Raw genomic sequence first — 25,271 nt, forward strand, 5'->3', positions numbered from 1 at the left:
CATCACTCGTCGCCACCGCTCCCCACATGCGGGGATGCCGACCTCCGCCTAGCGTGATCAGTCGGGGGAATCCGGTGTGCAGCGAGGGAGAACCGCACCATGGCCCGACATGCACGTCAGCCGGGGGAACCGGCCGAGGACGGAACGCGGGGGCGGGTGGTCACCGAGCCGGCGCCCCGGGCGGCGCCCGGCCAGGAGCGCGGACCCTCCCACCGGTGGTGGGTGCTGGGGGTGATCGGGCTGGCCCAGCTGATGGTGGTCCTCGACGCGACGATCGTGAACATCGCGTTGCCCTCCGCCCAGCAGGACCTCGGCTTCAGTGACGGAAACCGTCAGTGGATCGTGACGGCGTACGCGCTCGCCTTCGGCTCGCTGCTGCTGCTCGGCGGCCGCATCGCCGACCTGGTCGGCCGCCGGGTGGTGTTCCTGACCGGGCTGGTCGGCTTCGCGGTCGCCTCGGCCATCGGCGGCGCCGCGCCGAGCTTCGAGATCCTGGTGCTGGCCCGTGCCCTGCAGGGCATGTTCGGCGCACTCCTCGCCCCGGCCGCGCTCTCGCTCCTCACCACGACGTTCACCGTGCCCAAGGAGCGGGCGAAGGCCTTCGGGATCTACGGCGCCATCGCGGGTGCGGGCGGTGCGGTGGGGCTGCTGCTCGGCGGGGTGCTCACCGAGTACCTGGACTGGCGCTGGTGCCTGTACGTGAACCTGCTGTTCGCGGCTCTCGCCTTCATCGGCGGCTCGCGCCTGCTCACCGCGGGCGCGCCCGCGAACCGCCCGAAGCTCGACATCCCGGGGACCCTGCTGGTCTCCGCCGGACTCTTCTGCATCGTGTTCGGCTTCTCCAAGGCCGAGACGAATCCGTGGAGTTCGCCCCAGACCTGGGGGTTCCTGCTGGCCGGTGCGGTGCTCGTGTCCGCGTTCGCGTGGTGGCAGACCAGGGCCGCGCACCCGCTGCTGCCGATGCGCGTGGTGCTGGACCGGGACCGTGCGGCGTCGTTCCTCGCGATGTTCATCTCCGGCGCCGGGATGTTCGGTGTGTTCCTGTTCCTCACCTACTACCTCCAGAAGAGCCTGCTGTACTCGCCGGTCTCCACTGGCGCGGCCTTCCTGCCCATGGTCGCCGTCATGATCGTGACGTCCGTGACGACGACCAACTCCCTGGTGCCACGGTTCGGGGCCAAGCCGATCGTGCCGCTCGGCATGGGCATCTCGGCGGCCGCGATGGTGTGGCTGACCACTCTGAATCTGAGCAGCAGCTACCTCGCCCATGTGCTTCCGCCGTTGATCTGCCTGGGCCTCGGCCTCGGCATGATCTTCGCCACGGCGATGAACCTGGCCACGGCCGGGGTGGCGGCGCGGGACGCCGGGGTGGCCTCCGCGATGGTCAACACCAGCCAGCAGGTCGGCGGTTCCATCGGTACGGCGCTGCTCAACACCCTGGCCACCAGCGCCGCCGCCGACTACCTGGTGGGCCGCAGGCCGACCCCGTCCGCCGTCGCCCAGGCCCAGCTGGAGAGCTACTCCACCGCGTACTGGTGGTCGGCGGGCTTCTTCGCCCTCGGCCTGCTGGTCACGGTGATCCTCTACCGCCGGGGCGCGCCCCGGCCCCACCTGGTGGAGGAGACCGGGGCGGCCCGGGTCTGACGGCACGCGGCCCGTTCCTCAGCGGCCGTGCCCGCGGGGCCCGGCGCTCTCCACCAGCGCGACGAACGGGATCGACTCGCCGACCCGCCGGTAGTCCTCCGCGCCGCCGTCGACCGCGAACCCCATGAACGCGGCGAGCCGGCGGGCGGTCCTGGGGTGGCGGGGCGCGTACCGCGCCATCAGCTCGCCGCCCTCGCCGACAGGCAGGGCGTGCGCCGTCACGGCGTGGAACCTGCGCCCGGCCTGCACGGTGGCGTGCGGCGTGCGGAGCAGGTTGCGGTACCAGTCGGAGCCGGGGCCGAAGCCGGAGGCGACCGCCCAGCTCCGCCGGCCGTCCACGGTCGCGGACTCGACGACCTCGATCACCGTCCGCCGGGAGAGGCCCGTGGTGCGCCCGGTGTGGACGAGGAGCAGCAGACGGCCCCGGAACAACGGTCCGAGCCCCGCGCGGAACATGTGGACGGGCAGCCGGGCGGCGGTGCGCCGCAGTCCGGTCGGCAACGGAGGGCGCTGCGGTCCGGGCGAAGGTGCGGGTTCAGGCATCACTGTGCAAACGTTGCACAGTCCAATGGTGGTGTCATGGTCCTGAGCGGTGGATTCGGTACCGGTTCGACACCGTTCCGGCTTCGGTGCGGGCCGGGTTCGGGTACGGCCGTTCCGCACGGTAAAAAGAGGCATGGCCGAGCGCGAACAGTCATCTGAGGAACGACCGTCCGCCCCGGGCAGGGACGACGTCGACGCGGTGACGCGTGCGGTGCTCACGGCGTCGCGCCTGCTGGTGGCGGTGTCCGCCCGGTCGCTGGCGACGGTCGAGGACCGGGTGACGCTGCCCCAGTTCCGGCTGCTCGTGGTGCTCGCCACGCACGGGGACGCCAAGCTCGTCTCGCTCGCCGAGCGGCTCGGCGTGAACCCGTCGACCGCGATGCGCATGGTGGACCGGCTGATCGCAGCCGGTCTGGCGGAACGGCAGATCAAGCCGGCCAACCGGCGGGAGACCTCGCTACGGGTGACCCCCGAGGGGTGCCGGCTGGTGGAGGACGTGACATCCGCCCGCCGCCGCGAGGTCGCCGCCATCGTCGAACGCCTCGCGCCGGAGCAGTGCACCGCGCTGATCGAGGCGCTGAACGCGTTCGCCGCGGCGGGCGGGGAACCGCCCGTGCCCGGGGGAGGCGCGGACGCCTACCCCCTGGGCTGGGCGCCCGATCTCCCCGCCCCCCACGACAGCTGACGGCGGCACGGACGCGGAGTCAGTCCGCGGACGTGGCCAGTTCCTCCTTGGGGGCGGTCACCCGCGCGGCCGGGACCACGCCGGGCTCACCGGGTGTGGCGGCCGGGCCGTCCCCCTTGCCGCGCCACTTCCGGATCAGCTCGACCGCCGGCTGGGTCCAGCGTGCGGTGAGCGGGCCGACGATCACGAGGATGAGGACGTACGCGGTGGCGATGGGTCCGATCCGGGGCTCGGTTGCCACGGCCAGACCGGCGATGACGATGGAGAACTCACCGCGGGCGACGAGCGTGCCGCCCGCCCGCCAGCGTCCGCGCGATCCGATGCCCGCCCGCCGGGCCGCGTACCAGCCGGTGGCGATCTTGGTGAAGACGGTGACGACTGCCAGCAGCGCGGCCGGCAGCAGCACCGGCGGAATCTCCGCGGGATTGGTGGAGAGCCCGAAGAACACGAAGAAGACGGCGGCGAAGAGATCCCGCAGCGGGGTCAGCAGCTTGCGCGCGCCCTCCGCGACCTCTCCGGAGAGCGCGATGCCGACGAGGAACGCGCCGACGGCCGCCGACACCTGCAACTGCTGGGCCACACCGGCGACCAGGACGGTCAGTCCGAGCACGACGAGCAGCAGCATCTCGGGGTTGTCGGAGGACACGGCCCGGCTGATCAGTCGGCCGTGCCGCAGCGCGAGGTAGAGCACGAACCCGACGGTGCCGAGTGCGATGAGCAGCGCGATGCTGCCGCCGGCGATGCCGACGCCCGCGAGCATCGCGGTGAGGAGCGGCAGGTAGACGGCCATCGACAGGTCCTCGATGACCAGCACCCCGAGGATGACGGGCGTCTCACGGTTGCCGAGGCGCCCCAGGTCCGCGAGGACCTTGGCGATCACCCCGGACGAGGAGATCCAGGTGACTCCGGCCAGAGCCACGGCGCCCACCGGTCCCCAGCCGAGCAGCAGGGCCGCGACGGCTCCGGGGGTCGCGTTGAGTACGAAGTCCACGGCGCCGGACGGGTACTGGGTCTTCAGACTGGTGACGAGTTCGGAGGCGCTGTACTCGAGCCCCAGCAGGAGCAGCAGCAGGATGACGCCGATCTCGGCGCCCACGGCGGTGAACTCCTCGCTCGCCCCCAGCGGCAGCAGGCCGCCCTCGCCGAAGGCGAGCCCGGCCAGCAGGTACAGCGGGATGGGCGAGAGTCCTACGCGGCCGGCGAACCGGCCGATGATGCCCAGTCCCAGGATGACGGAGCCGAGCTCCACCAGCAGTGCGGTCGTGTCGTGCACGGTCAGCCCTCCGCAATGATCTCGGAGAGCGTGTCGACGCCCTCCCTCGTACCGACGGCGACGAGCGTGTCCCCGATGGCGAGCCGGAAGTCCGGCCCGGGTGACGGATGCGCGCTGTGGGTCCGCAGCACCGCCACGATCGAGGCCCCGGTCCGGGTCCGCGCCCGGGTGTCCCCGAGCAGCCGTCCGCCGTACGGGGAACGCGTCCCGAGCGGGATGTGCTCGGTGACCAGGTCGATGCCCTCGGTCCGCACGGCGTCGATCGGCGCCGCGTCGATGAGGTGGGCGAGCCCGGTGGCCTCCTGTGGAGTCAGGGGTACGGAGAGTTGACAGGAATCGGGGTCGTCCTGGTCGTAGAAGCCGATGAACCGGCGTCCGTCGTGGTGCACGACGACGGAGATGTGCTGCCCCGACTCGGTGGTGTAGTCGTACTGCACGCCGACTCCGGGCAGTGTGGTGCGGTGGGTTCCCATGGCTTCCTCCCGAGGAGCGCGGTGTGCTCTGACGTACTTGGTGATCTCTTTAGCTCCGCATTACCCTATCCGGAGGGTCCCGCCGCCTTTGTGGCCGGTCTTCCCGGCCCGAACACACGCGTGCCCGGCCGGTGCGCAGCCGGCCGGGCACGCGGTGGTCGATGCGAGGCGTCAGTCGCCGATCTCGATCTTGCCGTTCGTTGCGGCGGCGGTGTCCTGCTGGGCCGGGACCTGCGGCTTCGCGCCCGCGCCCTTGAGGTTCTGCAGCAGGGCGGCGAGGTCGACCCCCGTGGTGGAGCTGAGGAGTTCCATGCCCTGGGCGACGTTGTCGGTGACCGTGCGCGACAGCTGGCTCGCGCCGTCCGTCGAGATGACGGTCAGCTTGTCGATGGCGCTCAGCGGCTCGGACGCCTTGGCGACGACCTGCGGGAGCACCTCGACGAGCATCTGGAGGACGGCCGCGTCGCCGTACTGCGCGAAGGCGTCCGCCTTCTTCTGCATGGCCTCCGCCTCGGCCGAACCGCGGGCGGCGATGGCGGCGGCCTCGGCCTCACCCTCGATGCGCACGGCGTCGGCGAGCGCCGAGCGGTGCAGCTTCTCGCCCTGGCCGGTCAGCCGGGACCGCTCCGCGTCCGCCTCGGCCTCCTTGACCTGGGCGATGCGGCGGGCCTCCGCCTCCTGCTCGGCCTGGTAGCGCGCGGCGTCCGCGGGCTTGCGGACCTTGGTGTCGAGCTCGCGGTCGGTCAGGGCGGCCTGGCGCTCGGCGACCTTCTCCTGCTCCTGGAGGACCTCCTGCTGACGTGCGGCCTCGGCGAGCGGACCCGCGGCGTTCGCCCTCGCGGCGGCCGCCTCCGTCTCGGCCTTGATCTCGGCCTGCTTCAGGTTGAACGTCCGCTCGGCGATGGCGATCTCCTCGGCGGCCTTCAGCCGGGCCTGCTCCGAGGCGCGGCGGGCGTTCGCCTCGGCGATGTCCGCCTCCTGCTTGGCGCGAGCGGCCTCGGGGCGGCCGAGGTCCTCCAGGTAGGAGCCCTCGGTGGTGATGTCCTGGATCTGGAAGGCGTCCAGGATCAGGCCCTGCCCGGACAGGCTCGCCTCGGCCTCCTCCGCCACCTGGCCGGCGAACGCGGCCCGGTCTCGGATGATGTCCTCGACCGACATCCGGCCGACGATGGCGCGCAGCGCACCGGAGAGCACTTCCTGGGTGAAGCCGACGATGCCGTCCTGCTGCTGGAGGAAGCGCTGGGCGGCGGCCCGGATGGCGTCCTCGCTGCCGCCGACCTTGACGATCGCGACGCCTTCCAGGTGGGACTTGACCCCGCGCAGGGTGACGGCCCCGCGCACGGCGACGGGGATGTGCCGGCTGGAGAGGTCCAGGGTGAACTTCTGCTGGACGAACGGCACGACGAAGACGCCGCCGCCGACGACGACCTTCTGGCCGCTGTTGTCGATGCTGGCCCGTCCGGTCACCGGATCGACGGACTTCTTGCCCCGGCGGCCGGTGATGATGAACGCCTGGCTGGGGCCCGCGACCTTGTAGCGGGTGATGACGGCGAGGGCGAGCAGGAAGAGGAGTACGACTACTCCGGCGATGGCGATCAGGACTGGACTCATAAGGGTGTCCCCCTCTGCCTCCCGACGGGGACGGCAGTTCTGTGGCGAGCGGTGGCGTGCGGGCCGGCGTGCCGGCTCAGCGTTCGACGGGACGGACCGAGACCGAGGTGGTCGAGAGCGTCGCCTCGACCCAGATCTCGGTGCCGCGTTCGACCGGTACCGGGCTCTTCGCCGAGAGCTTCAAGGGCTGCCCCCCGAGTCGCAGCAGCACCTCGCCGTAGCCGTCGGCCGGAATGGCCGTGACCACGGAACCCGACGTGCCGACGAGGTCCTCGTCCCGCGGCGTGACATGGGTCTGATCCCGCATCAGGGCCCGGCTGAACTTCCAGGTCAGCCAGGCCGCGACCAGGCCGGCGAGTACTCCGGCGGCGGTGGCGGCGATCGTGCCGGCACCGGTCGTGCCGAGCACGATGGCGCCGCCGAATCCGAGCATCGAGACGAAACCGGCAATCACCGGAAGGGAGACCAGCCCGCTGAAGAGACCTTCCAGCAAGCCCCCGAAGAGTCCTTCGAGGATCCCGTCGAAGACCAGCGACAGGGCGAGCAGTGCGACTCCCGCAATGCCGAGACCGAGAAACAAGGTCACGTGATCACCCCTCCCGGCTGCGGAACCCCCCGAACATTTCCGTCGAACTGGCTGGATGATCCCATACCTGGCCGTCTTGCGACACTGCCGGGATCCGGCAGTCTTTTACGCCTTGTTGATGCCGGAGAGGTGGCCTGCGAGGGTGTCCAGTGACTGGAACGTGGCACCGAGCAGCGCCACGTGCTTCCAGCGCAGCACCCCTTCGGCGTCGATCAGGAACACCGCGCGCCGCACCCCGATCCCGGGCGCCGCCACCCCGAACGCACGGGCCGTCTCGCGGCCCGTGTCCGCGAGGAGCGGCATGCGCAGCCGATGGCCGCGGGCGAACGACTCGTGGCTGTCCACATCCTGCGGGCTGATTCCCCAGACCTCCGCGTCGAGCCCCTCGAAGGTCTCCATGCCCGAGGAGTACGAGCAGAGCTGCTTGGTGCACACGGTCGTGTTGTCGCCCGGGTAGAAGGCGAGGACGACGGCCCGGCCGCGCGCGGCGGAGAGCGTGTAGTCGCGGCGCTCGAAGGAGTCCCCGTCGAGGGCGCCTCCCGCGAGGGTGAAGTCCTGGACCTGCGAGCCGATTTGAGGTGACGATCCCATGTGATGTCCTTCGCTGTCCGGCGCTGCGTGAGGGTGCTGCCCGTGCTCCGTACAGCATGCTCGGTACGGCTTCGATCACCGCACCCGGAGGTACCTATGACGCAACCACGCCCGCCGGCGGCCGCGGTGCTCCTGCTGCACGGTGGCCGGGAGACCGGTCTCGGGGTGCCGCCGCCCGGCCCGCTCAACCTGCCCGCGGTGCGGATGCGGCCGTTCGCGCGCGGTCTGCGGGACGCGCTGCCCGGCGACGTACTGGTGCGGTCGGTCCGGTACGGGCACCGGGGCTGGAACGGGGACCGGGCGGATCCGCTGCACGACGCCGTACGCGTCCTGGACGAGCTGTGGCGTAAGGCGGGGGAGGTCCCGGTCGTGCTGCTCGGGCACTCGATGGGCGGCCGCGCCGCCCTGGCCGCCGGGGGACATCCGCTGGTGCGGGGCGTGGTCGGCCTCGCCCCGTGGTGCCCGGAGGGCGACCCGGTCGCCCAACTGGCCGGACGGGACGTCGTCCTGGTGCACGGCACCCGCGACCGCGTCACGAACCCCGCGGACTCCCGCGCGCTCACCGAACGGGCCAGGAAGGACGGCGCCCGGACCTGCCTGGTCACCGTGGAGGGCGGCGACCACGCGATGCTCCGGCGCGCCCCCGCCTGGCACCGCCTGACGACCGCTCTGGTCGCCGGGCTGCTGGACCGGGCACCGCTCCCCGGACCCGTGGCCGAGGCGCTGCGGCTGCCGCCCGGGGCCACGGCCGACGAGGGGACGGTGGACCTGGACCGGCTGCTGCCGGCCGTCGGGTCGTGAACGCGCCCGGGTCCTACGCGTCGGGCGGCACGGGCGGGGCGTAGTAGCCCAGGAACATGTCCACCCCGTGGGTGATCAGCCGGTCGGTGGCGTCGTCGTCGATCGTCGTGCCGTACGAGCCGAAGACCAGGTGCGGGAAGACCAGCAGCGCGTACAGCTGGATGATCGCCGTCTCCAGGTCGGGGATGACCAGCCGGCCGCGGCCGGCCAGCTCGCGCAGGGCGTCCGCGACGGCGGGGTGGTGGCCCTCGGGGCCATGGCCCTGCCAGGCCTGCGCGATCTCGGGGAAGCGGTGCAGCTCCGCGGCCACCAGATTGCGCAGGGCGATCACATCGGCGTTGCCGCGGACGGCCGCCACCCAGGCGCGGGCCGCGTCGGCGAGGGCGGCCCGCAGGTCGGGGGCGTCGGCGAGGGCGGCGAGCGCTGTCGTGGACGCGCCGCCGAGCGGCTCGTCGAGCGCCCCCGCGATCACGGCGGTGAACAGCGCTTCCTTGCTGCCGAAGTGGTTGTAGACCGTCACCTTCGAGACGCCCGCCTCCGCGGCGATGGCGTCCATGCCGACACCGAACCCGTCCCGGAGGAACGCCTCGCGGGCCGCCTTCACGATGGCCTGCCGCTTGGCCTCGGCGCGGGGGCCGGCGGGGCGGGGCTTGTTGTCCATGAGGCGATGCTAACAGCGAGCTGAACTGAACAGTTGAGTTCAAATGTACTGAGCCGTACAGTTCAGTTCATGGTTCATGACACCTCATCGAAGACCTCCGTCCACGGCGACGGTCCACCGCACGGCGACAGCACACCGCACGGCCATGGCGACGCGCACGGTCACCACCGGCCGCCTGCTGTCCGCCGGCCCGGGGTGATGCTCGCGCTCATCTGCGTCGCCCAGTTCATGCTGGTGCTCGACGTCACCGTGGTGAACGTCGCGCTCCCCGACATGGCCGCCGATCTGCATCTCAGCCGTACCGCGCTGACCTGGGTGGTCACCGCGTACACCCTCTGCTTCGGCGGGCTGATGCTGCTCGGCGGCCGCCTCGCCGACGCCCTCGGGGCCCGGCGCACCCTGCTGGCCGGTCTGGCCGTCTTCACCGCCGCCTCGCTGGCCTCCGGGCTCGCCGGCAGCGCCTCGATGCTGATCGGCGGCCGGATCGCGCAGGGTGTGGGCGCCGCGCTGCTGTCACCGGCGGCGCTCTCGCTCGTCACCACGTCGTTCCACGGGCCCGCACGCAACAAGGCGCTCGGGGTGTGGGCGGCGATCGGCGGCACCGGCTCGGCGGTCGGGGTGCTGGTGGGCGGTGCCCTGGCCGGCGGGCCCGGCTGGAGCTGGGTCTTCTACGTCAACGTGCCCGTCGGCATCGCCCTGCTCGCCACCCTTCCCGTCTTCGTACCGGCGCGCGCACCCCAGCCGTCGGCGCGGCTCGACGTGCCCGGGGCGGTGCTCGTCACGGCCGGTACCGGCGCGCTGATCTACGGACTGGTCAAGGCCGGGGACGGTGGGTGGGGCGCTCCCGCCACGCTGCTTCCGCTGGCGGCCGCCGTCGTCCTGTACGCGGGATTCGCGGCGGTCGAGCGGGTGGCCCGGGAGCCGCTGATGGACCTGCGGATGTTCATCCGCAGGCCGGTGCTCGCCGGGGCGTTCCTGATGCTGATCGCCACCGGGCTGCTGATCGCGTTCTTCTTCCTCGGCTCGGTCTACCTCCAGCACGGCCGCGGCTTCGGGGCCCTGAAGACCGGGCTCGTCTTCCTGCCGGTGGCCGTGGCCGTCGGTGCCGGCGCGCACCTGGGCTCGCGGCTCGTCACGTCGGTGGGGAGCCGGGCCACCGCGGTCGGCGGCATGGTGATCGCCACCGCCGCCTGCGCCCCGCTGACCGGGCTCGACGCGGACAGCAGTGTGTACGGGGTGCTGCTGCCGGGTCTCGCCGTGGCCGCCTTCGGCCTCGGCGCGGTGTTCGTCACCGCCACCACGACGGCGCTGGGCATGGTCGCGCACGAGGAGGCGGGGCTCGCCTCCGGAGTGGTCAACACCTTCCACGAGGTGGGCGGGTCGATCGGTGTCGCGGTCGTGTCGACGGTGGCCGCCGCGGGGATCGGCGGGGTGGCGGGCACGGTGACCGGCTTCGCGGACGCGTTCCTCGTGTGCGCGGTGGCCGCGGGCGGCTGCGCTGCGGTGTCCGCGGTGCTGGTGCCCCGGGGGAAGCCGGAGACCGGGGGCGCGATGCCGGTGCACTGAAACCGGCGGTGCGGCGGGTGGTCTGCGGATGCGGGCGCGGTGCGGTCGGCCGACGATGAAGGGCCGGGCAGTCGGGCGGCCCGCGCCCTGCCCCAGGAGGTTGTCTTGCTGGCCGATGCGCACGCCGACGTCCCGTCGCCGCTCGACATCGTGGCGCTCGCGGCGCTCATCGAGGGCACCACGGCCGGGGTGGGCGTCCTCGACACCCAGCTGCGCTATCTGTACGTGAACCCGGCCCTCGAACGGCTCAACGGCATCCCGGCAGCCGCACATCTGGGCCGCACGGTGCCCGAGGTGCTTCCGGACGTCGACGCACGCGAGGACCTGATGCGCGCGGTCCTCGCCGACGGCCGGGCGCGCGAGATCACCTCCAGCGGCCGGACCCCGGCCGAGTCCGGCACCGCCATGCGCTACTGGCACGGCGCCTACCACCGGCTGGAGGTGGCCGGCCAGGTCGTGGGCGTCGCCGGGATCGTGCTGGAGGTCATGGCATCCGACGAGGAACAGCGCCAGCTGGCCCAGGCCCGGCGCCATCTGAACCTCCTGGACACCGCGAACACCCGCATCGGCACCACCCTCGACATGGACACCACCTGCGCCGAACTCGTCGACCTCGTCGTCCCGGCGCTCGCCGACCTCGCCACCGTCGAGGTCTTCCCGCCGGACGTCGCCCCGCCGGTGCGCCCCGCCCCGCCCGGGGTTCTCCGGCTTCGGCGGGCGGCCCTGACGGCGGTGCCGGGGCTGCGCGAGGCGGTCGTGCAGTTCGGTGTCGTCGGCGACTACGTCGACTACCAGGAGGACGCGGCCGTGCCGCGCTGCCTGGCCACCAACCAGCCCGTGGTCGAGAACCACACCGGCGACGAACAGCTCGGCCGCTCCGCACCCTCCCCCGAACGGGTCGCCGCCTACCGGGCCCTCGGGATGCACTCCGCGGTCATCGTGCCGGTCGCCGTGCGCGGCGGCCCGATCGGCATTCTCGGCCTGGTCAGGGCCGGGGACTCGCCCGTCTTCACGGACGAGGACGTGGTGGTCGCCCGGGAGCTCGCCGGGCGGGCCGCCGTCGACCTCGACCACGCGCGCCGCTTCACGCATGAGCACACCATCGCCCTGGAACTCCAGCGCTCCCTGCTCTCCGAGCCGCGTCCGCCGCACCCGCACATCGAGATCGCCACCCGCTACCTGCCGGCCGACCGGAGCGTGCTGGTCGGCGGCGACTGGTTCGACGTCATCCCGCTGCCCGACGGCCGCCACCTCAAGGCGATGGGCGACGTGATGGGGCACGGCGTCGAGGCGGCCGTCGCGATGAGCCACTACCGCTCCCTGCTGCGGCTGCTGGCCGACGAGAAGCTGCCGCCGCACCGCATCCTGGAACAGCTCGACCGGATGGTCGAGCGGTCCGGGCTCGACCGGGCGGCGACCTGCCTGCTCGCCGTGGTCGACCGGACCGGAGGGGTGTGCGAGGTGTCGAGCGCCGGCCATCTGCCGCCGGTGCTCATCGACCCCGGCCCGGCCGGCACACGGCTGGGCGATGTGTCGGCGGGCCCGCCGCTCGGCACCGGGTTCGGCGGCTACCGGACGACGAGGCTGGAGTGCGGTCCGGGCACCGTGCTGTTCATGTACACCGACGGACTGGTGGAGCGGCGCGGCGAGGACATCGACGTGTCCGTCGGCCGGCTCAAGGGACTGACCCTGCCGGAGAGCGGCGGACTGGAGGAGCTGCTGGACGAGGTGCTCGACCGGTTCGGCCCGGGAGCCGAGGACGACATCGCGGTGATGGCCTCACGGGCGAGGGCGGCGGCCCCGGACGGCGACTGCGCGACCGGCTGAGTCCCGGGGCCCGTCCCTCGGATCACCCCAGTTCGAGGCTGGTGATGCCGAACAGTCCCGTGTGATCGACGTCCGGCGCCGCACCGGTGTACATGCGGGCCGTCTCGAACGACGGGGTGAGCCCGAGCTGTTCGGCCAGCCGCACCGCCGCCGGGTTGACGCCGGGTACGTCGACGGCGACGGGGGAGGACGGATCCGTGGCCGCGAGTGCGCTCACCAGCGAGCCCGCGATCTCCGGCGTGTCCGCGTACAGCGGGCCGATGCGCGACGAGGTACGGCAGGCGCGCAGCACGGCGAGCCCCCGCACCTCGCCCTCGGACAGCGCGACCAGCGCCGTGCGTCCGGGCGTGGTCGTCCAGGCGGCGAGGAAGCTGTCCCGTTCCGCCGGGAAGAACCGGCGGTCGTACGCGGTGACCTGGCCGAAGGGCAGTGTGCGGGCGTCCACCAGGGTGACGCCGGGCGGCGGCGCGACGTCGACCGGGACGAGCCCTTCGTACCGCAGGTTCGTCCACGCCGGACGGAAGCCGGACCTGCGGTAGTTGGGCTGCTGCTCGACCACTCCGTCGAGACCGGTGTTCCGTCCGGCCAGCCGCGCCGTCCCGGCGGTCCAGAGCCGCATCCCGTACCCCTGTCCGCGCAGTTCCGGGCGGGTCAGGTAGAAGCCCAGGAAGCCGAAGCCGGCGCCGTAGCGGACCACGGAGACGCAGGAGGCGGGCACCCCGTCGAGGCGGCCGATCAGGAAGCCGCACGGATCGGCGGCGAAGAACGCCTGACCGTCGGTCAGCCCGGGGTTCCAGCCCTCGGCATGGGCCCAGTCCGCCATCATCCTGATGTCGTCCGCGCTTGCTGTGGTGATCTCGAAAGTCGGCACGGACCCACCATGGACCCGGCGGGCGGCCCGTTCAACGACGCCTCGCCCCGCTCACACGAACAGGAACGCGCCCGCCGTCGCCGCGCCCAGCGCCGTACCGGCTGTCACCTGGCCCACCGTGTGATAGCCGAGCGCGACCCGCGACCAGCACACGGCGGCCGTCATCACGTACCCGGACAGCCACCACGGCGAGTGCACGGCGGCCAGCAGTGCGACCACGGCCGAGGCGACCGAGGCGTCCACCGAGATCTTCCAGACCGTGTTGACGGCCAGCAGGACCACGGTCATCACCCACAGCCCGAGCATCGCGGTCAGGATGCCCGAGGGGGCGTCACCCAGCAGCATGACCGCCGAACCGATGCCGATGGAGCCGAGGATGACGAGGAAGATCGGGGCCCGCTTGGTCCGGTCGACGACATGGCGGTCGCCCCAGGTGCCGCGCCCCCGCTCCCACTCGATGTAGCCGGCCGGGACGAGCCCGGCGCACAGGGCGCCGAGGAGTCCCCAGAGCAGCCCGGTCCAGTGGCCCGACGCCGCCAGCCCGATGGCGGGCATGCCGGTCAGCAGGAGGTTGCGGGGCTGGAAGACGTCGGTCACGGTGCGCGCGGCGGACGTTCCGGCGTCGTGGGTGGTGCTCGTGCTCATGCCTGCTGCTCCTGCTCCCTGGACCGTCCGGTCGTGACCGCCGCGGAGGATTCGAGTACCTGCCGGGCCTGCTCCGGCGTGACCGTGCGGTACGCCGTCGCCACCCGGACCAGCCAGGCGACCTCGCCGTCCTGGTCGGTGGCGTGCTGGGTGCCGACTGCGGCCGCTTCGCCCGCCGGTGCCCCGGCGCTCCGGGCCGAGAGCGCCGCCTTGATCCAGTAGGCGTCGGCCAGCGGCCCGGCCTGCTTCCGGTCGGCACTCCCGGCCGTGGCGGCGGCCTCGGCGGCCGGCAGCAGCGCGTCGGGGACGTAGTGGCGCAGCTTCTCCACCGCGTCGGCGATGTCCGCCGACCAGCGGTCGACCCGCAGATCGGCCGGGGTGCCGAAGCGGGTCAGCTCGCGCAGCAGCGGCGCCGGGGGGTCGAAGGGCTGGTCGGGGAAGGCCGCCATCAGCTCGTACCAGAGCGCGTGCAGCTGCGTCTGGGCGCGCCAGAGTTTCGCCCGGCGGCGGACGTTGCTCAGTGCGGGGATGGAGGCGCCGATCGCGAAGAAGGCGAACAGCGCCACCTGCGCGGCCTCGGTGACCTCGTCGAACTTCAGGGCGAAGGCCTCGCCGGGCTGGTCGACGACGCTGACCCAGAGGAACAGTGTCCGGCTGACGGTGTAGCCGACGCCGATGAACATGGCGAACGTCATCATCCCCAGGCCCACCCGCAGATGGCGCCGCTCGGCGCTCGCGGTGGCGAGCGCCCACTGGTAGGCGCAGACGGCGGAGGCCGCACCGAGGTAGAGATAGAACACGCTCATGTAGAGCGTCGCGCCCCACTGCCCCGCGTGGTCGGCGACGAAGCGGTCCGACGGCGTCGACCGGTCGACGACGGTGAAGAACAGCACCGTCAACAGTACGAGGGTGGCTACGGAGGCCTTCGCCGCGACCTGCTGGATCATCCGGGCGAACCGTACGTGGCGCGGGACGGCCCCGGCGTCGGCGTACTGGCCGTAGATCGCCACGATGTAGCTGAGAATGGCCAGAATCGCGATCGTCGCCGTGTAGTGCTTGATCAGCACCGAAAGGTCGGTGACCGGGCTGTCGTTGAGCCCGATGCGCACCGCACGGGTCTTGGTCCACAGCGCGGCGGCGAATCCCGCGTAACAGCCCCACAGGGCACGGCGGCGCCGGTCCTCCTCGTCGCCCCACAGAGCGGCAGGCATGCGCCACAGGGCGACGGCTGTCATCAGGCCGGCTATCAGATAACCGGCGACGTCGAGCGGGGTCACGGCGGAGGTCCTTGTGGTGGGGGGACGGGGATCGGGGAAAGCGGCGCTACGTACGGCGGAACAGGCCGCGGCGGCGGTGGGCGACGGGGCGCGAGAGCGAGTTGGCGAGCCGCCCCACCATGTCATCGCTCGTCACGTCCCTGGCCATGCGAGGGATGAGCGAGGCACCCAATTCGGCCATGCGTTCGTCATGGGTGTCGTACTGGGCGCGGGCCTGTACGGCGTCCGGGCGCTCCAGCGCGTCCGGGCCGACGACCCGGGCGATCAGGGAGGTGTCGAAGACGGGCAGCAGCCGCCGCAGCTGCTCCGCGTCCAGCGAGGTGCCGTGGTCGAACCACTCGTGGCACAGCTCGTGCAGGATGACGTGCTGGGTCTGGTACTCGGTGGGGCGACGGCGGTAGAGGACGAAGCTGGTCCCGCCGGCCTTCAGCCGCAGACCGCAGGCGGCATTGACGCGGGCCAGCCGGTCGGGCATCTCGTGCAGCACGATGGTGCGGCCGCGGGCCGCCTCCATGTTCGCCACCAGCCCCTCGACCGTGAAGGGGGAGGGCAGCGGGAGTCCGGCCAGCCCGGCCTCGCACTCTTTCCGCAGTTCGCGCAGGGACACGGCGTCAGCTCCGTGGTTCGCCGTCGGCCGGTGGCTGCCGGTCCTTCGCGTCCTGGAGGAGGGCGAGCGCGAACTGCAGCAGCTCCGGCGGAAGTCCGTCCTCGTCCAGGCCCCGTCCGGCCAGCCCGTTGATCTCGCCGGTCCGCCGCTTCGCCAGGAACTGCAGTCCCGCGACGACGTCGTCGACGACCTCGGACTCCTCCTTGAAGAAGCGCCAGTCCACGCCGAAGCCGAGGCCGAGCGCCTTCAGGATCTCCTCGGACGGCTGGGTCACCTTGCCGGCGAGGATGTTGGAGAAGTAGCTGTGGGAGAGGGACCCGCCGCGCTCCTTGACCAGGTCGGCGAAGACCCGTCCCGAGATCTTGCGGCCGGGGAAGGTCTTCTCGACCATGTACTCGACCTTCTGCCGCAGCGTTCGCAGCTCCGGCGCGCGTTCTTCGCCGTTGTCCATCCGGCCCCCACGTTCACGTCCACCGCCCGGGCGTCTGTCCGGCTCCGCGCGGTGCTCGATTCGGTCAACGGGCTCGTACTGTAACCAACCCCGGCGCGCCGTCCGCTGCCCGGGGAGCCCTGGAGGGGCACCGTAAGGGGATGAAGTGGAGCATCCTGCTCCGGTGTCCGGAACGGGCTTGCGTAAACACTCTACGTCACTGTTAACTCGAAAAAACATGGGCAGGGGACCACGAGGGGAGTCCCTTGCCCGTGAAAACGCCTGCGCGAACCCGCCACGTGTGCGAGGGCCCGGCGCGCACATGGGTGTAGCCCTTCACGACGGGGGATGCGTGAAGGGCTACGTGTGCATTATGACCTCTGGCCAGGCAGCCATCAACTGACCGGTCGGTCAGTGTTCTTGGCGGGCCCCCGGACCGCCCTCCCGGAGGGCGCGGTCGCGGTGGCCCCGGGACAGGTCCGGGAGACGGGGTCCGGCAACGGGCCCAAGAGCGTCGGGACCGGGTCGGATCAGATTATTTCCCCCGTCCGGCCCTGGAAATCTGTCGCGGCTATGCTAGACACGATGGCTCGCACAATGAGAGTTGCTCGTTCGGTCAACGAAGTCAGCGATACGCGGCAGGTGCACATGCCCCCCGAAACCCCTCCGCATGCCACGGACCGTTTCGATGACGACGACTACCCCGCCTACACCATGGGCCGCGCCGCGGAGATGATCGGTGCCACGCCCGGATTCCTCCGTGCGATCGGTGAGGCCCGGCTGATCACTCCGCTGCGGTCCGAGGGCGGCCACCGCCGCTACTCGCGCTACCAGCTGCGCATCGCGGCCCGCGCCCGTGAGCTCGTCGACAGCGGAACGCCCATCGAGGCCGCGTGCCGCATCGTGATCCTGGAGGACCAGCTCGAAGAGGCGCTCCGGCTGAACGAGGAGCTGCGCCGGCCGACCCCGTCCCGCGACACGGCCTGAGCGGGCGCGGGCGCCGCACGCGCGGGGCCCGCCTCAGCGCGCGTCGGTCCCGTCCCGCATCTGCCGGTTCTCTCCGCGCGCGTCGCCCCCGCCGCCGTGCGCGAGCGCCGTGCTGCCCCGCTCGATCAGCCGGGGCAGCGGCACCTGGACCGTGCGCGCCTCGCCGCCGTCGAGCAGCGCGGTCAGTTCCCGCGCCGCGAGCCGGCCGAACGCGACCGTGTCCCTGGACAGCGCGGTGAGCCACGGAGCGGTGAGCCGGCACAGCGCCGAGTCCTCCCACGAGACCACCGACACATCGCCCGGGACCTGGAGGCCGAGCCCCGCGGTGACCGCCACCCCGGCCGCGGCCATCACGTCGTTGTCGTAGATGAGGGCGGTCGGCGGGTGGGGCCGCTCCAGGACCCTGCGGGTCACGGCCGCGCCCTCGGTGTCGGAGTAGTCCGTGGTCACCGAGTGGACCTCGGTCAGACCGCGCCGGTCGGCCTCGACGCGCAGGGACCGGATGCGCCGGTCGGTGTGCGCGAGCGAGGGCAGGCCGGCGATGTGCACGATGCGGCGGTGGCCCAGCTCGTGCAGCCGGCCGACGATGGCCGCCATGGCGCCCACATCGTCGGCTCGCACCTGTGAGAGGCCCGGATGGGGGTCGGTGTCGCCGCCGGGGAGGGCCCCGATGACGACGCCGTGCAGGCCCAGTTCGTCCAGGAGGCCGGGACGGGGGTCGTCGGTGCGCGGGTCGACGACGAGCACCCCGTCGACCCGGTGCTCGGCCCACCAGCGGCGGTAGACGGCGCATTCGGCCGCCACGTCCTCCACCACCTGGAAGAGCAGGCCGAGTTGGCGCTCGGCCAGGACCTCCTGGATGCCGGAGATCAGCTGCAGGAAGAACGAGTCCACGCCCAGGCCTGCCGCCGGCCGTGCCACCACGAGCCCCACGGTGGCCGATCCCTCGCCCGACAGCGCACGGGCTGCCGTGCTCGGGCGCCAGCCCAACTGCTCGGCCACGCGCCGGACCCGGTCGCGGGTGATCTCCGAGACGCCAGGACGGTCGTTGAGTGCGAAGGAGACGGCGCTCTCCGAGACCCCGGCCCGCTGGGCGATGTCCTTCATCGTCGGCCGACGCGTGGGTGTGCGTCTGACCGGCGAAGTGTCCCCGGCCGGCGGCCGCTTCGGTGTCACCCGGTGCCTCTTTCCCTGCGTTCCCAGTGGTGCTCTTCGGACGTCGGGTTCGCTCGCCCCCGGGGCATCGTAGGCGCTTCCGGATCATTGGTCGAGCGATGTACGGCAGTGACTAATGCGCTTGAGCCGAGCATGCCTAAAGCGCATTAGTCCAAGAACTTGAATAGACCTCAACATCACTCTGACCTGCATGTATGTCGTTGAGCGATGCTAATTTTCGATGAATGTATTGACTTTCAGTCAGGGGCATTGCAGGGTCTGCTGGGCGAACGCAGCCGACGGGTCAGCACCGTGGTTCGCCGTCCGCACGCCTGGTCCGAGCAAAGGAGCCGTTCACCGTGCGCATCTCCCGCAGAGCAGTCGCCACTGCCGCCGTCCTCGCAACCGTCCTGCCGTTGAGTGCGTGTGGCGGTGGGTCCGGACCGGGCTCGGCCGACGCCTCCGGCAAGGTCGAAGGGAAGATCACCTTCCAGACCTGGAACCTTCAGGCGAACTTCAAGGACTACTTCGACGGCGTGATCGCGGACTTCGAGAAGAAGTACCCGGGCACCGACGTCAAGTGGGTGGACCGGCCCGGCGAGGGCTACGCGGACAAGATCAGCGCGGACGCGGCCGGCGGCACCCTGCCGGACGTCGTCAACGTGTCACCGGACCTGGTGGCCCCCCTGGCCAAGGCGGGCATCGCACTGGACCTCGACAAGGCGGCGCCGCAGTACCGCAAGGAGTATCTGGACGGCGCCTGGAAGGCCCATCAGATACCGGGCACCGAGGGGACGTACGCCTTCCCCTGGTACCTCAACACCGGGCCGATGTTCTACAACAAGAGCCTCCTCAAGGACGCCGGACTCGACCCGGAGAAGCCCCCGACCACCTACGACCAGGTCTTCGCGGACGGTCTGAAACTGGCCGGGAGGAGCAACGGCAAGGTCGCCACGCTCGCCAACGTGCCCACCATCGAGGACTTCGGCCGCTACGGCGGGCAGCTGATGAACAAGGAAGGCACGGGCTTCGCCTTCAACGACGCCAAGGGTGTCGAACTCCTGACGCACTACAAGGAGTTGTACGACGCCAAGGCGCTCGACGCGCAGGCGCTGACCGCGACCCCCGAGTCGTCCGGCCACAAGTTCCTCACCGGGTCCGTGGCGATGAACCCCGGCAGCGCGCTGGACCTGGCCAACTTCAAGAAGCAGGCCCCGAGCCTCTACAAGAACATCGGCATCACCGACCAGGTCAGCAGCACCGGCAAGGCCAACATGTACGTCATGGGCATCATGGTGAACGCGCAGACGAAGCAGACGCCCGCCGCCGTGGCCTTCGCCCACTACATGACCGACGCGACCCGGCAGATGGACTTCGCCAAGCAGGTCGCCATCTTCCCGAGCACCGCCGGATCCCTCGACGACCCGTACTTCACGAAGGAGGACGGCACGGACGAGACCCGCGTCCGGGTCGCCGCCGCCAAGTCCCTGAAGACGGCCGTCAATTACACGCCGGTCCTGTTCAGCGAGCAGATGAAGACCGAACTGCGCAACCAGATCGCCAAGGCCCTGCAAGGGAAGCAGAGCCCCAAGGAAGCTCTTGACAACGCTGTCAAGGCCTGTGACCGGCTGTTGCAGCAGAGCTGAGCCGCCTCGTGAACTCCCCCGCACCCACCCCCACCCCCGCGAAGTCCCGCACCGGGACCGTCCGTACCGGAGTCCCGGCGAGCACGCCGGGCCCCGGCGCGGCGGGAACGGTGGTCCGGCGCAACGGCCCGCCCACCGGCCGGATCAGCCGCCATCTGCCCCTCAGTCCCTGGTTGTTCGCGGCTCCCGGACTCATCGTGGTCGGCGCCTTCAGCCTCTTCCCGTTCTTCAGCACGCTGGTCAACGCCTTCACGGACCGACGGACCCTGATCCCGGGCAAGTTCGTCGGCCTGGCGAACTTCCAGGAACTGCTGCACGACGAGATGTTCTGGATCGGGCTGCGCAACAGCGCGCTGTACGTCCTCGGCGTCGTGCCCGCACTCGTCATCCTGCCGTTGCTGCTGGCGATGCTCGTCCAGCGGCACATCCCCGGCATCTCCTTCTTCCGTTCGGCCTTCTACACGCCGGTCGTCGCCTCCATCGTCGTCGTCGGACTCATCTGGGTCTGGATGCTCGACGACCGCGGGCTGATCAACGCGCTCCTGGAGGCGGTGGGCATCGGCAAGGTCGGCTTCCTCAGCGACCAGTGGCTGCTGCTGGGCAGTGCGATGACGGTCACGGTCTGGAAGGGCCTCGGCTACTACATGATCATTTACCTGGCCGCGCTGGCGAACGTACCGCGGGAGCTGCACGAGGCCGCCTCCGTGGACGGTGCCGGAGTCGTGCGCCGCTTCTTCACCGTCACCGTTCCCGCCATCCGCTCCACCATGGTGCTCGTCGCGGCGCTGTCCTCGGTATCCGCGTTCAAGGTCTTCTCCGAGGTCTATCTGATGGCCGGCCCCTCCGGCGGCCCGGCAGGTGAGGACACCACCCTGGTGATGCTCGTCCAGCGGGTCGGCACCGGACTGACCGGGCGGGTCGGCTACGCCTCCGCCATCTCGGTCGTCATCTTCGTCGTCACCGTCGGCCTGATGCTGCTGGTGCTCCGCGCCGACCGCAAGGAGGACGCGTGAGCATCCTGAAGACCACCGATGCCGAAGGGCGCCGCGTCCCGGCGTGGCAGCTGGTCCTGCGGTACGTGCTGCTGCTCGCCGTACTCGTCCTGACCGTAGGACCGTTCCTGTGGCAGCTCTCGACCTCGCTGAAGGGCCCGGGCGAGGACATCTTCAGCTCGCCGCCGAAGTTCTTCCCCAGCGATCCGACCCTGGACAACTACAGCCGGGTCGCCGACACCATCCCGGTGTGGGACTACGCGTTCAACTCGCTCAAGGTCGCCGCCGCCAACGTGGTCACCAACTGTGTGGGAGCCGCGCTTGCCGGCTACGCGCTGGCCCGGCTGCGCTACCGGGGCCGCAGGGCCGCGACGCTGGCGTTCATCCTCGCCATGCTCGTACCGGTGGAGGGGATCATCATCGCCCAGTTCACCACCATGCGTGATCTCGGACTGAACAACACCCTGCTCGGCGTGCTGCTGCCCGGATCCATCGGGGCGATGAACGTCCTGCTGATGCGCAACGCCTTCCTGAACCTCCCCGAGGAGGTGGAGGAAGCGGCCTTCGTGGACGGCGCCAACGTCTGGCAGCGCTTCCTGCGGATCGCGCTGCCCTCGGTCAAGGGCACGCTCGCCGTCGTCGCGATCTTCGCCTTCATGGGCTCGTGGGACGACTTCCTTTGGCCGCTGATCGTCCTCAGCGACCCGGAGAACTTCACCCTGACCATCGGACTGAACTATCTGCACGGCACGTTCGCGAACGACGAACGGCTCGTCGCCGCGGGCACGATCATCGCCGTGCTCCCGCTCATCGTGCTGTTCGCCGGTCTGCAGCGCTTCTTCTTCCGGGGTGTCGGCGAAGGCGCCGTCAAGGGCTGACCGTTCACCGCCGCCGCCCCCCCCGCACCACAGAACCAGGACCCGTGTTCCGTATGAGCTCATCCCCGCTGCGTTTCGGCGCCAACTACACGCCCAGCGAAGGCTGGTTCCACCACTGGCTGGACTTCGACCTCGACTCCGTACGGGCCGATCTGGACTCGATCGCCGGTCTCGGCCTCGACCACATCCGGGTCTTCCCGCTCTGGCCTCTCTTCCAGCCCAACCGCACCCTGATCCGCCCGCGCGCCGTCGAGCAGCTCGTCCAGCTCGCCGACGCCGCCGCCGAGCGCGGGCTCGACGTCAGCGTGGACGGGCTGCAAGGGCATCTGTCGAGCTTCGACTTCCTGCCCGCCTGGACCGGGACCTGGCACCGGCGCAACCTCTTCACCGACCCCGACGTGCTCGCCGGGCAGGCCGAGTACCTGCGCACGCTCGCCGCCGCCCTCGCCGACCGGCCGCACTTCATCGGGATGACCCTCGGCAACGAGATCAACCAGTTCTCCGGGGAACCGCACCCCGACCCGGACCGCATCACCCCTGAACAGGCGGGTGCCTGGCTGACCAGGATGCTCGACGCCTGCGAGGAGGGGGCGCCCGGCAAGCTCCACCTGCACGCCGAGTACGACGCGGCCTGGTACCAGGACGACCACGCCTTCACCCCCGCGCACGCGGCCCGCATCGGCGCCGTCACCGCCGTGCACTCCTGGGTCTTCAACGGCACCGCCCAGCGGCACGGCCGCACCGGCACGGCCACCGAGCACCACGCCGCCTACCTGATCGAACTCTCCAAGGCCTGGGCGCTCGACCCGCACCGGCCGGTCTGGCTCCAGGAGGTCGGCGCACCGGCCCCGCTGATCCCCGCCGGGCACGCCGCCGCGTTCACGAAGGCGACCGTCGAGAACGCCCTGGACTGCGAGGACGTGTGGGGTGTCACCTGGTGGTGCTCCCACGACGTGTCGCGCTCGCTGGCCGACTTCCCCGAACTCGAATACAGCCTCGGCCTGTTGACCAACAACCGGCAGGTCAAGCCGGCCGGCCGGGCCATCGCCCGGATCGTCGAGGAGCACCGCGGCCGCACCCGCCGCCCCGCTCCCCGGACCACGGCCGTCGTCGTCGACACCGGCGACGACACGACCGCGCCCCACCGCTCGGTGTGCGCCCCCGGCGGGGCCGTCTTCGAGGCCTTCGCCAGGCTCACCGCGGACGGGGCCCGACCCACGGCCGTCCTCGCGAGCAACGCCGACAACGCCGGGCACCTCGCCGCCCGCGGCATCACCGAGGTCGTCACGCCCGACCAGGTCCGGTGACCACGCCCCGGCACAGCACCACCCGCACAGAACCAGCCCGCACAGCACCGGAATCGCACCTCACACGATACGGAGCACACCATGAACCAGCCCCAGCCCCAGCCCCAGCCCCGCCCGGCCGCCCCCACCCGCCGCACCGTCGTCCTCGCGGGCGCCGGAACGGCCGCCGCCCTTCTGACCCCGGCCTTCACCGGCTCCGCCGAGGCCGCACCCGCCGCCTCGGCGAAGGCCGCGTCCCGGCCGTTCGCCTCCTACTGGTTCCCCGACTCGCTGCCCACCGGCACCCCCGGTGACGGCGTCACCTGGCGCAGTCTGAAGGCCTGGCGCGCCGAGGACGACCCCGACCTGCCGTTCAACACCGCGACCGTCCCGCTCGCCGACCGCTTCACCCCGGTCCCGGTGAACACCACGGCCCGCACCGACCAGGCCCGCATCTCCTCGCTGGTCGCCTTCGGGAACACCGCGGGCAACCCGTCCCAGGGTTCCGCCACCGCCGACCACTACGCCCTGAGCCACTGGGCGTACATCGACGAACTCGTCTTCTGGGGCGGTTCGGCGGGTGAGGGCCTGGTCCTCGCGCCCAACGCCCCGGTCGTGGACGCGGCGCACCGTAACGGTGTCCCCGTCCTCGGCACCGTGTTCCTGCCGCCCGTGCACCACGGCGGCGATCTGCGGTGGACGCGCGACCTCGTGCAGCGTGACGGAGCCGGACGGTTCCCGCTGGCCGCGAAGCTCGTGGAAGTGGCTGTCGCGTACGGCTTCGACGGCTGGTTCATCAACGCGGAGACCGAGGGCGGGGACGCCGCGCTCGGCACCGGGATGCTCGCCTTCGTCGCCGATCTGCGGGCGCGCAGCGACGCCGCGGGTCTGCGCATCACCTGGTACGACGCGATGACGGTGCGCGGCGAGGTCGGCTGGCAGGGGGCGCTGAACGCCGAGAACACCGCGCTGTTCGAGGAAGCGGACTCGATGTTCGTGGACTTTCGCTGGACCCCGGGGACGCTCACCGCCTCCGGTGCGAACGCCGAGGCCGTCGACCGGAGCCGCTACGACCTGTGGGCGGGCGTCGACGTCGAATCGGCCGGCTGGAACAAGGCCGTCGACTGGGACGCGATCATCCCCGCCGACGGGCCGCACACCGTCTCGTACGGTTTCTACCGGCCGGAGTGGACCCGCAGTCATCTTCCGGAGGGCCGGACCCCCGCTCAGTTCCACGGCGCCGACCAGCGGTTCTGGACCGGACAGTCGCTCGACCCGGCCCGGCCGGACCGCACGGACGGCTGGCGCGCCCCCGCCACGGCGGTCGCCGACCGCTCCACCGTCGACCGCCTGCCGTTCGCCACCACCTTCAACACGGGCCATGGCCTGCGCTGGTACGAGAACGGCCGGGCGACCTCGGACGCCGAGTGGAACCATCTCGGGCTGCAGGACCGGCTGCCGGGCCGCCGCTGGGTCGTCCGTACCGACGGCCGGACCCCGTCCGTCGGCTTCGACTTCGCCGACGCCTGGCGCGGCGGCAGCAGTCTTCTGGTCGACGGTGACTTCGACGCCCCGGCCACGGTCGAGCTGTACGGGACCCGGCTGCCGCTCTCCCGGCGCACCGTTGTCGAGCTCACGCACAGGACCGACCCCGGATCAGGCCCGGTGACCGTCGAACTGGCCGTCGCGCTGCACGAGCCCGACCGGCCGGGTGACCCGATCGCGTACACCTACGTCCCGGCGGGCGAGCTGCGGGCGGGCGGCTCCGGCTGGGCCACCGCCACCCTCCGGCTGAACTCCCTCTCCGGGACCGTCCACGCGCTGGGAGTACGGCTCACAGCGGCCGGCCCCGTGCGCTGGCGGCTGGGTGCTCTGGCCGTCCGTGACGCGCCGGAGGTCCCGTCCGCGCCCGCCGGTCTGCGTATCACCGGCTCGTCGTCCGGCCCGGACGGCACCGCTCTGCGCTTCCGCTGGCAGCGGGCGGCAGGCGCCCCGCGCCACTACGAGCTGCACCGGGTCCTCCCCGACGGCACCCGGCGCTTCCTCGGCGGTACCTGCGGCACCGCCTTCTTCGTTCCGGACATCCAGCGGGAACCGGGTGAAAAAGCCGCTCGTTTCCAGGTCAGGGCCGTTGGCGAGCTCTACACGACATCAGGCGCGGCCTCGGCCAAGCACCGCTGGTAGGCCCCACGCACCGTTGGCAGACACCACGCACCGCCGGTAAGCACCGCACACC

At 71.6% G+C, this 25,271-nt stretch carries 24 protein-coding genes; 11 read left to right on the forward strand and 13 right to left on the reverse strand.

What is annotated here, in order from left to right; genetic code table 11:
• The first annotated feature begins 99 nt into the window (after nt 1–99).
• Nucleotides 100–1,644, forward strand: coding sequence for an MFS transporter (locus tag ACIOEW_RS15510; protein ID WP_401964238.1), 1,545 nt, complete (start codon nt 100–102; stop codon nt 1,642–1,644).
• 18 nt (nt 1,645–1,662) lie between these two features.
• Here ACIOEW_RS15510 and ACIOEW_RS15515 read toward each other — a convergent pair whose 3' ends face one another.
• Nucleotides 1,663–2,187: a nitroreductase family deazaflavin-dependent oxidoreductase gene (locus ACIOEW_RS15515; protein ID WP_401964240.1), complete on the reverse strand. Its 525-nt coding sequence runs from the start codon at nt 2,185–2,187 to the stop codon at nt 1,663–1,665.
• A gap of 133 nt (nt 2,188–2,320) precedes the next feature.
• Between ACIOEW_RS15515 and ACIOEW_RS15520 the strand changes: the two genes are divergently transcribed.
• A complete protein-coding gene (locus ACIOEW_RS15520; protein ID WP_401964242.1) occupies nt 2,321–2,872 on the forward strand; it encodes a MarR family winged helix-turn-helix transcriptional regulator in 552 nt (183 codons plus the stop codon).
• A gap of 19 nt (nt 2,873–2,891) precedes the next feature.
• Here ACIOEW_RS15520 and ACIOEW_RS15525 read toward each other — a convergent pair whose 3' ends face one another.
• From ACIOEW_RS15525 to ACIOEW_RS15545, 5 genes are all read right to left on the reverse strand, one after another.
• A complete protein-coding gene (locus tag ACIOEW_RS15525) occupies nt 2,892–4,145 on the reverse strand; it encodes a cation:proton antiporter (RefSeq protein WP_401964244.1) in 1,254 nt (417 codons plus the stop codon).
• A gap of 2 nt (nt 4,146–4,147) precedes the next feature.
• Nucleotides 4,148–4,618 (reverse strand): cation:proton antiporter regulatory subunit, encoded by a 471-nt coding sequence (locus tag ACIOEW_RS15530; RefSeq protein WP_148019850.1) that lies wholly within the window; start codon nt 4,616–4,618, stop codon nt 4,148–4,150.
• Nucleotides 4,619–4,789: 171 nt separating this feature from the next.
• Nucleotides 4,790–6,229 carry a flotillin family protein gene (locus ACIOEW_RS15535; RefSeq protein WP_401964247.1) on the reverse strand — a complete coding sequence of 480 codons (1,440 nt, stop codon included), beginning with the start codon at nt 6,227–6,229 and terminating at the stop codon, nt 4,790–4,792.
• Between the two features lie 76 nt (nt 6,230–6,305).
• Nucleotides 6,306–6,815, reverse strand: coding sequence for a hypothetical protein (locus ACIOEW_RS15540; protein WP_401964249.1), 510 nt, complete (start codon nt 6,813–6,815; stop codon nt 6,306–6,308).
• A 105-nt stretch (nt 6,816–6,920) separates the two neighbouring features.
• Nucleotides 6,921–7,406, reverse strand: a complete 486-nt coding sequence (locus ACIOEW_RS15545) for a peroxiredoxin (protein WP_362539642.1) — start codon at nt 7,404–7,406, stop codon at nt 6,921–6,923.
• A gap of 96 nt (nt 7,407–7,502) precedes the next feature.
• Between ACIOEW_RS15545 and ACIOEW_RS15550 the strand changes: the two genes are divergently transcribed.
• Nucleotides 7,503–8,207 carry an alpha/beta hydrolase gene (locus tag ACIOEW_RS15550; protein ID WP_401964251.1) on the forward strand — a complete coding sequence of 235 codons (705 nt, stop codon included), beginning with the start codon at nt 7,503–7,505 and terminating at the stop codon, nt 8,205–8,207.
• Between the two features lie 13 nt (nt 8,208–8,220).
• Here the strand turns inward: ACIOEW_RS15550 and ACIOEW_RS15555 are convergent, their stop codons facing one another.
• Nucleotides 8,221–8,868, reverse strand: a complete 648-nt coding sequence (locus ACIOEW_RS15555) for a TetR/AcrR family transcriptional regulator (protein ID WP_362539637.1) — start codon at nt 8,866–8,868, stop codon at nt 8,221–8,223.
• Between the two features lie 69 nt (nt 8,869–8,937).
• On the opposite strand from ACIOEW_RS15555, the gene ACIOEW_RS15560 reads away from it, so the two are divergent.
• A complete protein-coding gene (locus tag ACIOEW_RS15560; protein ID WP_401964253.1) occupies nt 8,938–10,434 on the forward strand; it encodes an MFS transporter in 1,497 nt (498 codons plus the stop codon).
• A gap of 105 nt (nt 10,435–10,539) precedes the next feature.
• Entirely contained in the window at nt 10,540–12,261 is a 1,722-nt protein-coding gene (locus ACIOEW_RS15565) for a SpoIIE family protein phosphatase (RefSeq protein ID WP_401964255.1), read from the forward strand.
• A gap of 22 nt (nt 12,262–12,283) precedes the next feature.
• Here ACIOEW_RS15565 and ACIOEW_RS15570 read toward each other — a convergent pair whose 3' ends face one another.
• From ACIOEW_RS15570 to ACIOEW_RS15590, 5 genes are read right to left on the reverse strand one after another with little or no spacing between them, the layout of a single operon-like run.
• Nucleotides 12,284–13,132 (reverse strand): GNAT family N-acetyltransferase, encoded by an 849-nt coding sequence (locus tag ACIOEW_RS15570; protein WP_362539631.1) that lies wholly within the window; start codon nt 13,130–13,132, stop codon nt 12,284–12,286.
• Nucleotides 13,133–13,183: 51 nt separating this feature from the next.
• Nucleotides 13,184–13,777: a hypothetical protein gene (locus ACIOEW_RS15575; protein ID WP_401964257.1), complete on the reverse strand. Its 594-nt coding sequence runs from the start codon at nt 13,775–13,777 to the stop codon at nt 13,184–13,186.
• Nucleotides 13,774–15,054: an MAB_1171c family putative transporter gene (locus ACIOEW_RS15580; RefSeq protein ID WP_401964259.1), complete on the reverse strand. Its 1,281-nt coding sequence runs from the start codon at nt 15,052–15,054 to the stop codon at nt 13,774–13,776. Before ACIOEW_RS15580 ends, ACIOEW_RS15575 begins: the two co-directional genes overlap by 4 nt.
• A gap of 46 nt (nt 15,055–15,100) precedes the next feature.
• Complete coding sequence (locus ACIOEW_RS15585; protein ID WP_362539622.1) at nt 15,101–15,661, reverse strand: toxin; 561 nt, start codon at nt 15,659–15,661, stop codon at nt 15,101–15,103.
• Between the two features lie 4 nt (nt 15,662–15,665).
• The gene (locus ACIOEW_RS15590; RefSeq protein ID WP_362539619.1) at nt 15,666–16,112 is read right to left on the reverse strand and encodes a hypothetical protein; all 447 of its coding nucleotides are present in this window, start codon (nt 16,110–16,112) and stop codon (nt 15,666–15,668) included.
• Between the two features lie 627 nt (nt 16,113–16,739).
• Between ACIOEW_RS15590 and ACIOEW_RS15595 the strand changes: the two genes are divergently transcribed.
• Complete coding sequence (locus tag ACIOEW_RS15595) at nt 16,740–17,078, forward strand: MerR family transcriptional regulator (protein WP_401964261.1); 339 nt, start codon at nt 16,740–16,742, stop codon at nt 17,076–17,078.
• A gap of 33 nt (nt 17,079–17,111) precedes the next feature.
• Here the strand turns inward: ACIOEW_RS15595 and ACIOEW_RS15600 are convergent, their stop codons facing one another.
• Nucleotides 17,112–18,185 (reverse strand): LacI family DNA-binding transcriptional regulator, encoded by a 1,074-nt coding sequence (locus ACIOEW_RS15600; protein ID WP_401964456.1) that lies wholly within the window; start codon nt 18,183–18,185, stop codon nt 17,112–17,114.
• Between the two features lie 407 nt (nt 18,186–18,592).
• On the opposite strand from ACIOEW_RS15600, the gene ACIOEW_RS15605 reads away from it, so the two are divergent.
• The 5 genes from ACIOEW_RS15605 (at nt 18,593) to ACIOEW_RS15625 (ending at nt 25,219) form a co-directional block, all read left to right on the forward strand.
• Complete coding sequence (locus tag ACIOEW_RS15605; RefSeq protein WP_401964263.1) at nt 18,593–19,879, forward strand: ABC transporter substrate-binding protein; 1,287 nt, start codon at nt 18,593–18,595, stop codon at nt 19,877–19,879.
• A 110-nt stretch (nt 19,880–19,989) separates the two neighbouring features.
• Nucleotides 19,990–20,892, forward strand: a complete 903-nt coding sequence (locus ACIOEW_RS15610; protein WP_401964457.1) for a carbohydrate ABC transporter permease — start codon at nt 19,990–19,992, stop codon at nt 20,890–20,892.
• Nucleotides 20,889–21,749 (forward strand): carbohydrate ABC transporter permease, encoded by an 861-nt coding sequence (locus tag ACIOEW_RS15615; protein ID WP_362539607.1) that lies wholly within the window; start codon nt 20,889–20,891, stop codon nt 21,747–21,749. Before ACIOEW_RS15610 ends, ACIOEW_RS15615 begins: the two co-directional genes overlap by 4 nt.
• A 53-nt stretch (nt 21,750–21,802) precedes the next feature.
• Nucleotides 21,803–23,056, forward strand: a complete 1,254-nt coding sequence (locus tag ACIOEW_RS15620; protein WP_401964265.1) for a glycosyl hydrolase — start codon at nt 21,803–21,805, stop codon at nt 23,054–23,056.
• An 81-nt stretch (nt 23,057–23,137) separates the two neighbouring features.
• Nucleotides 23,138–25,219, forward strand: coding sequence for an endo-beta-N-acetylglucosaminidase (locus ACIOEW_RS15625; protein ID WP_401964267.1), 2,082 nt, complete (start codon nt 23,138–23,140; stop codon nt 25,217–25,219).
• The last annotated feature ends 52 nt before the right edge of the window (nt 25,220–25,271 follow it).

Origin of the sequence: Streptomyces sp. NPDC087901, from assembly GCF_044742205.1 — a bacterium.
Classification (GTDB): domain Bacteria; phylum Actinomycetota; class Actinomycetes; order Streptomycetales; family Streptomycetaceae; genus Streptomyces.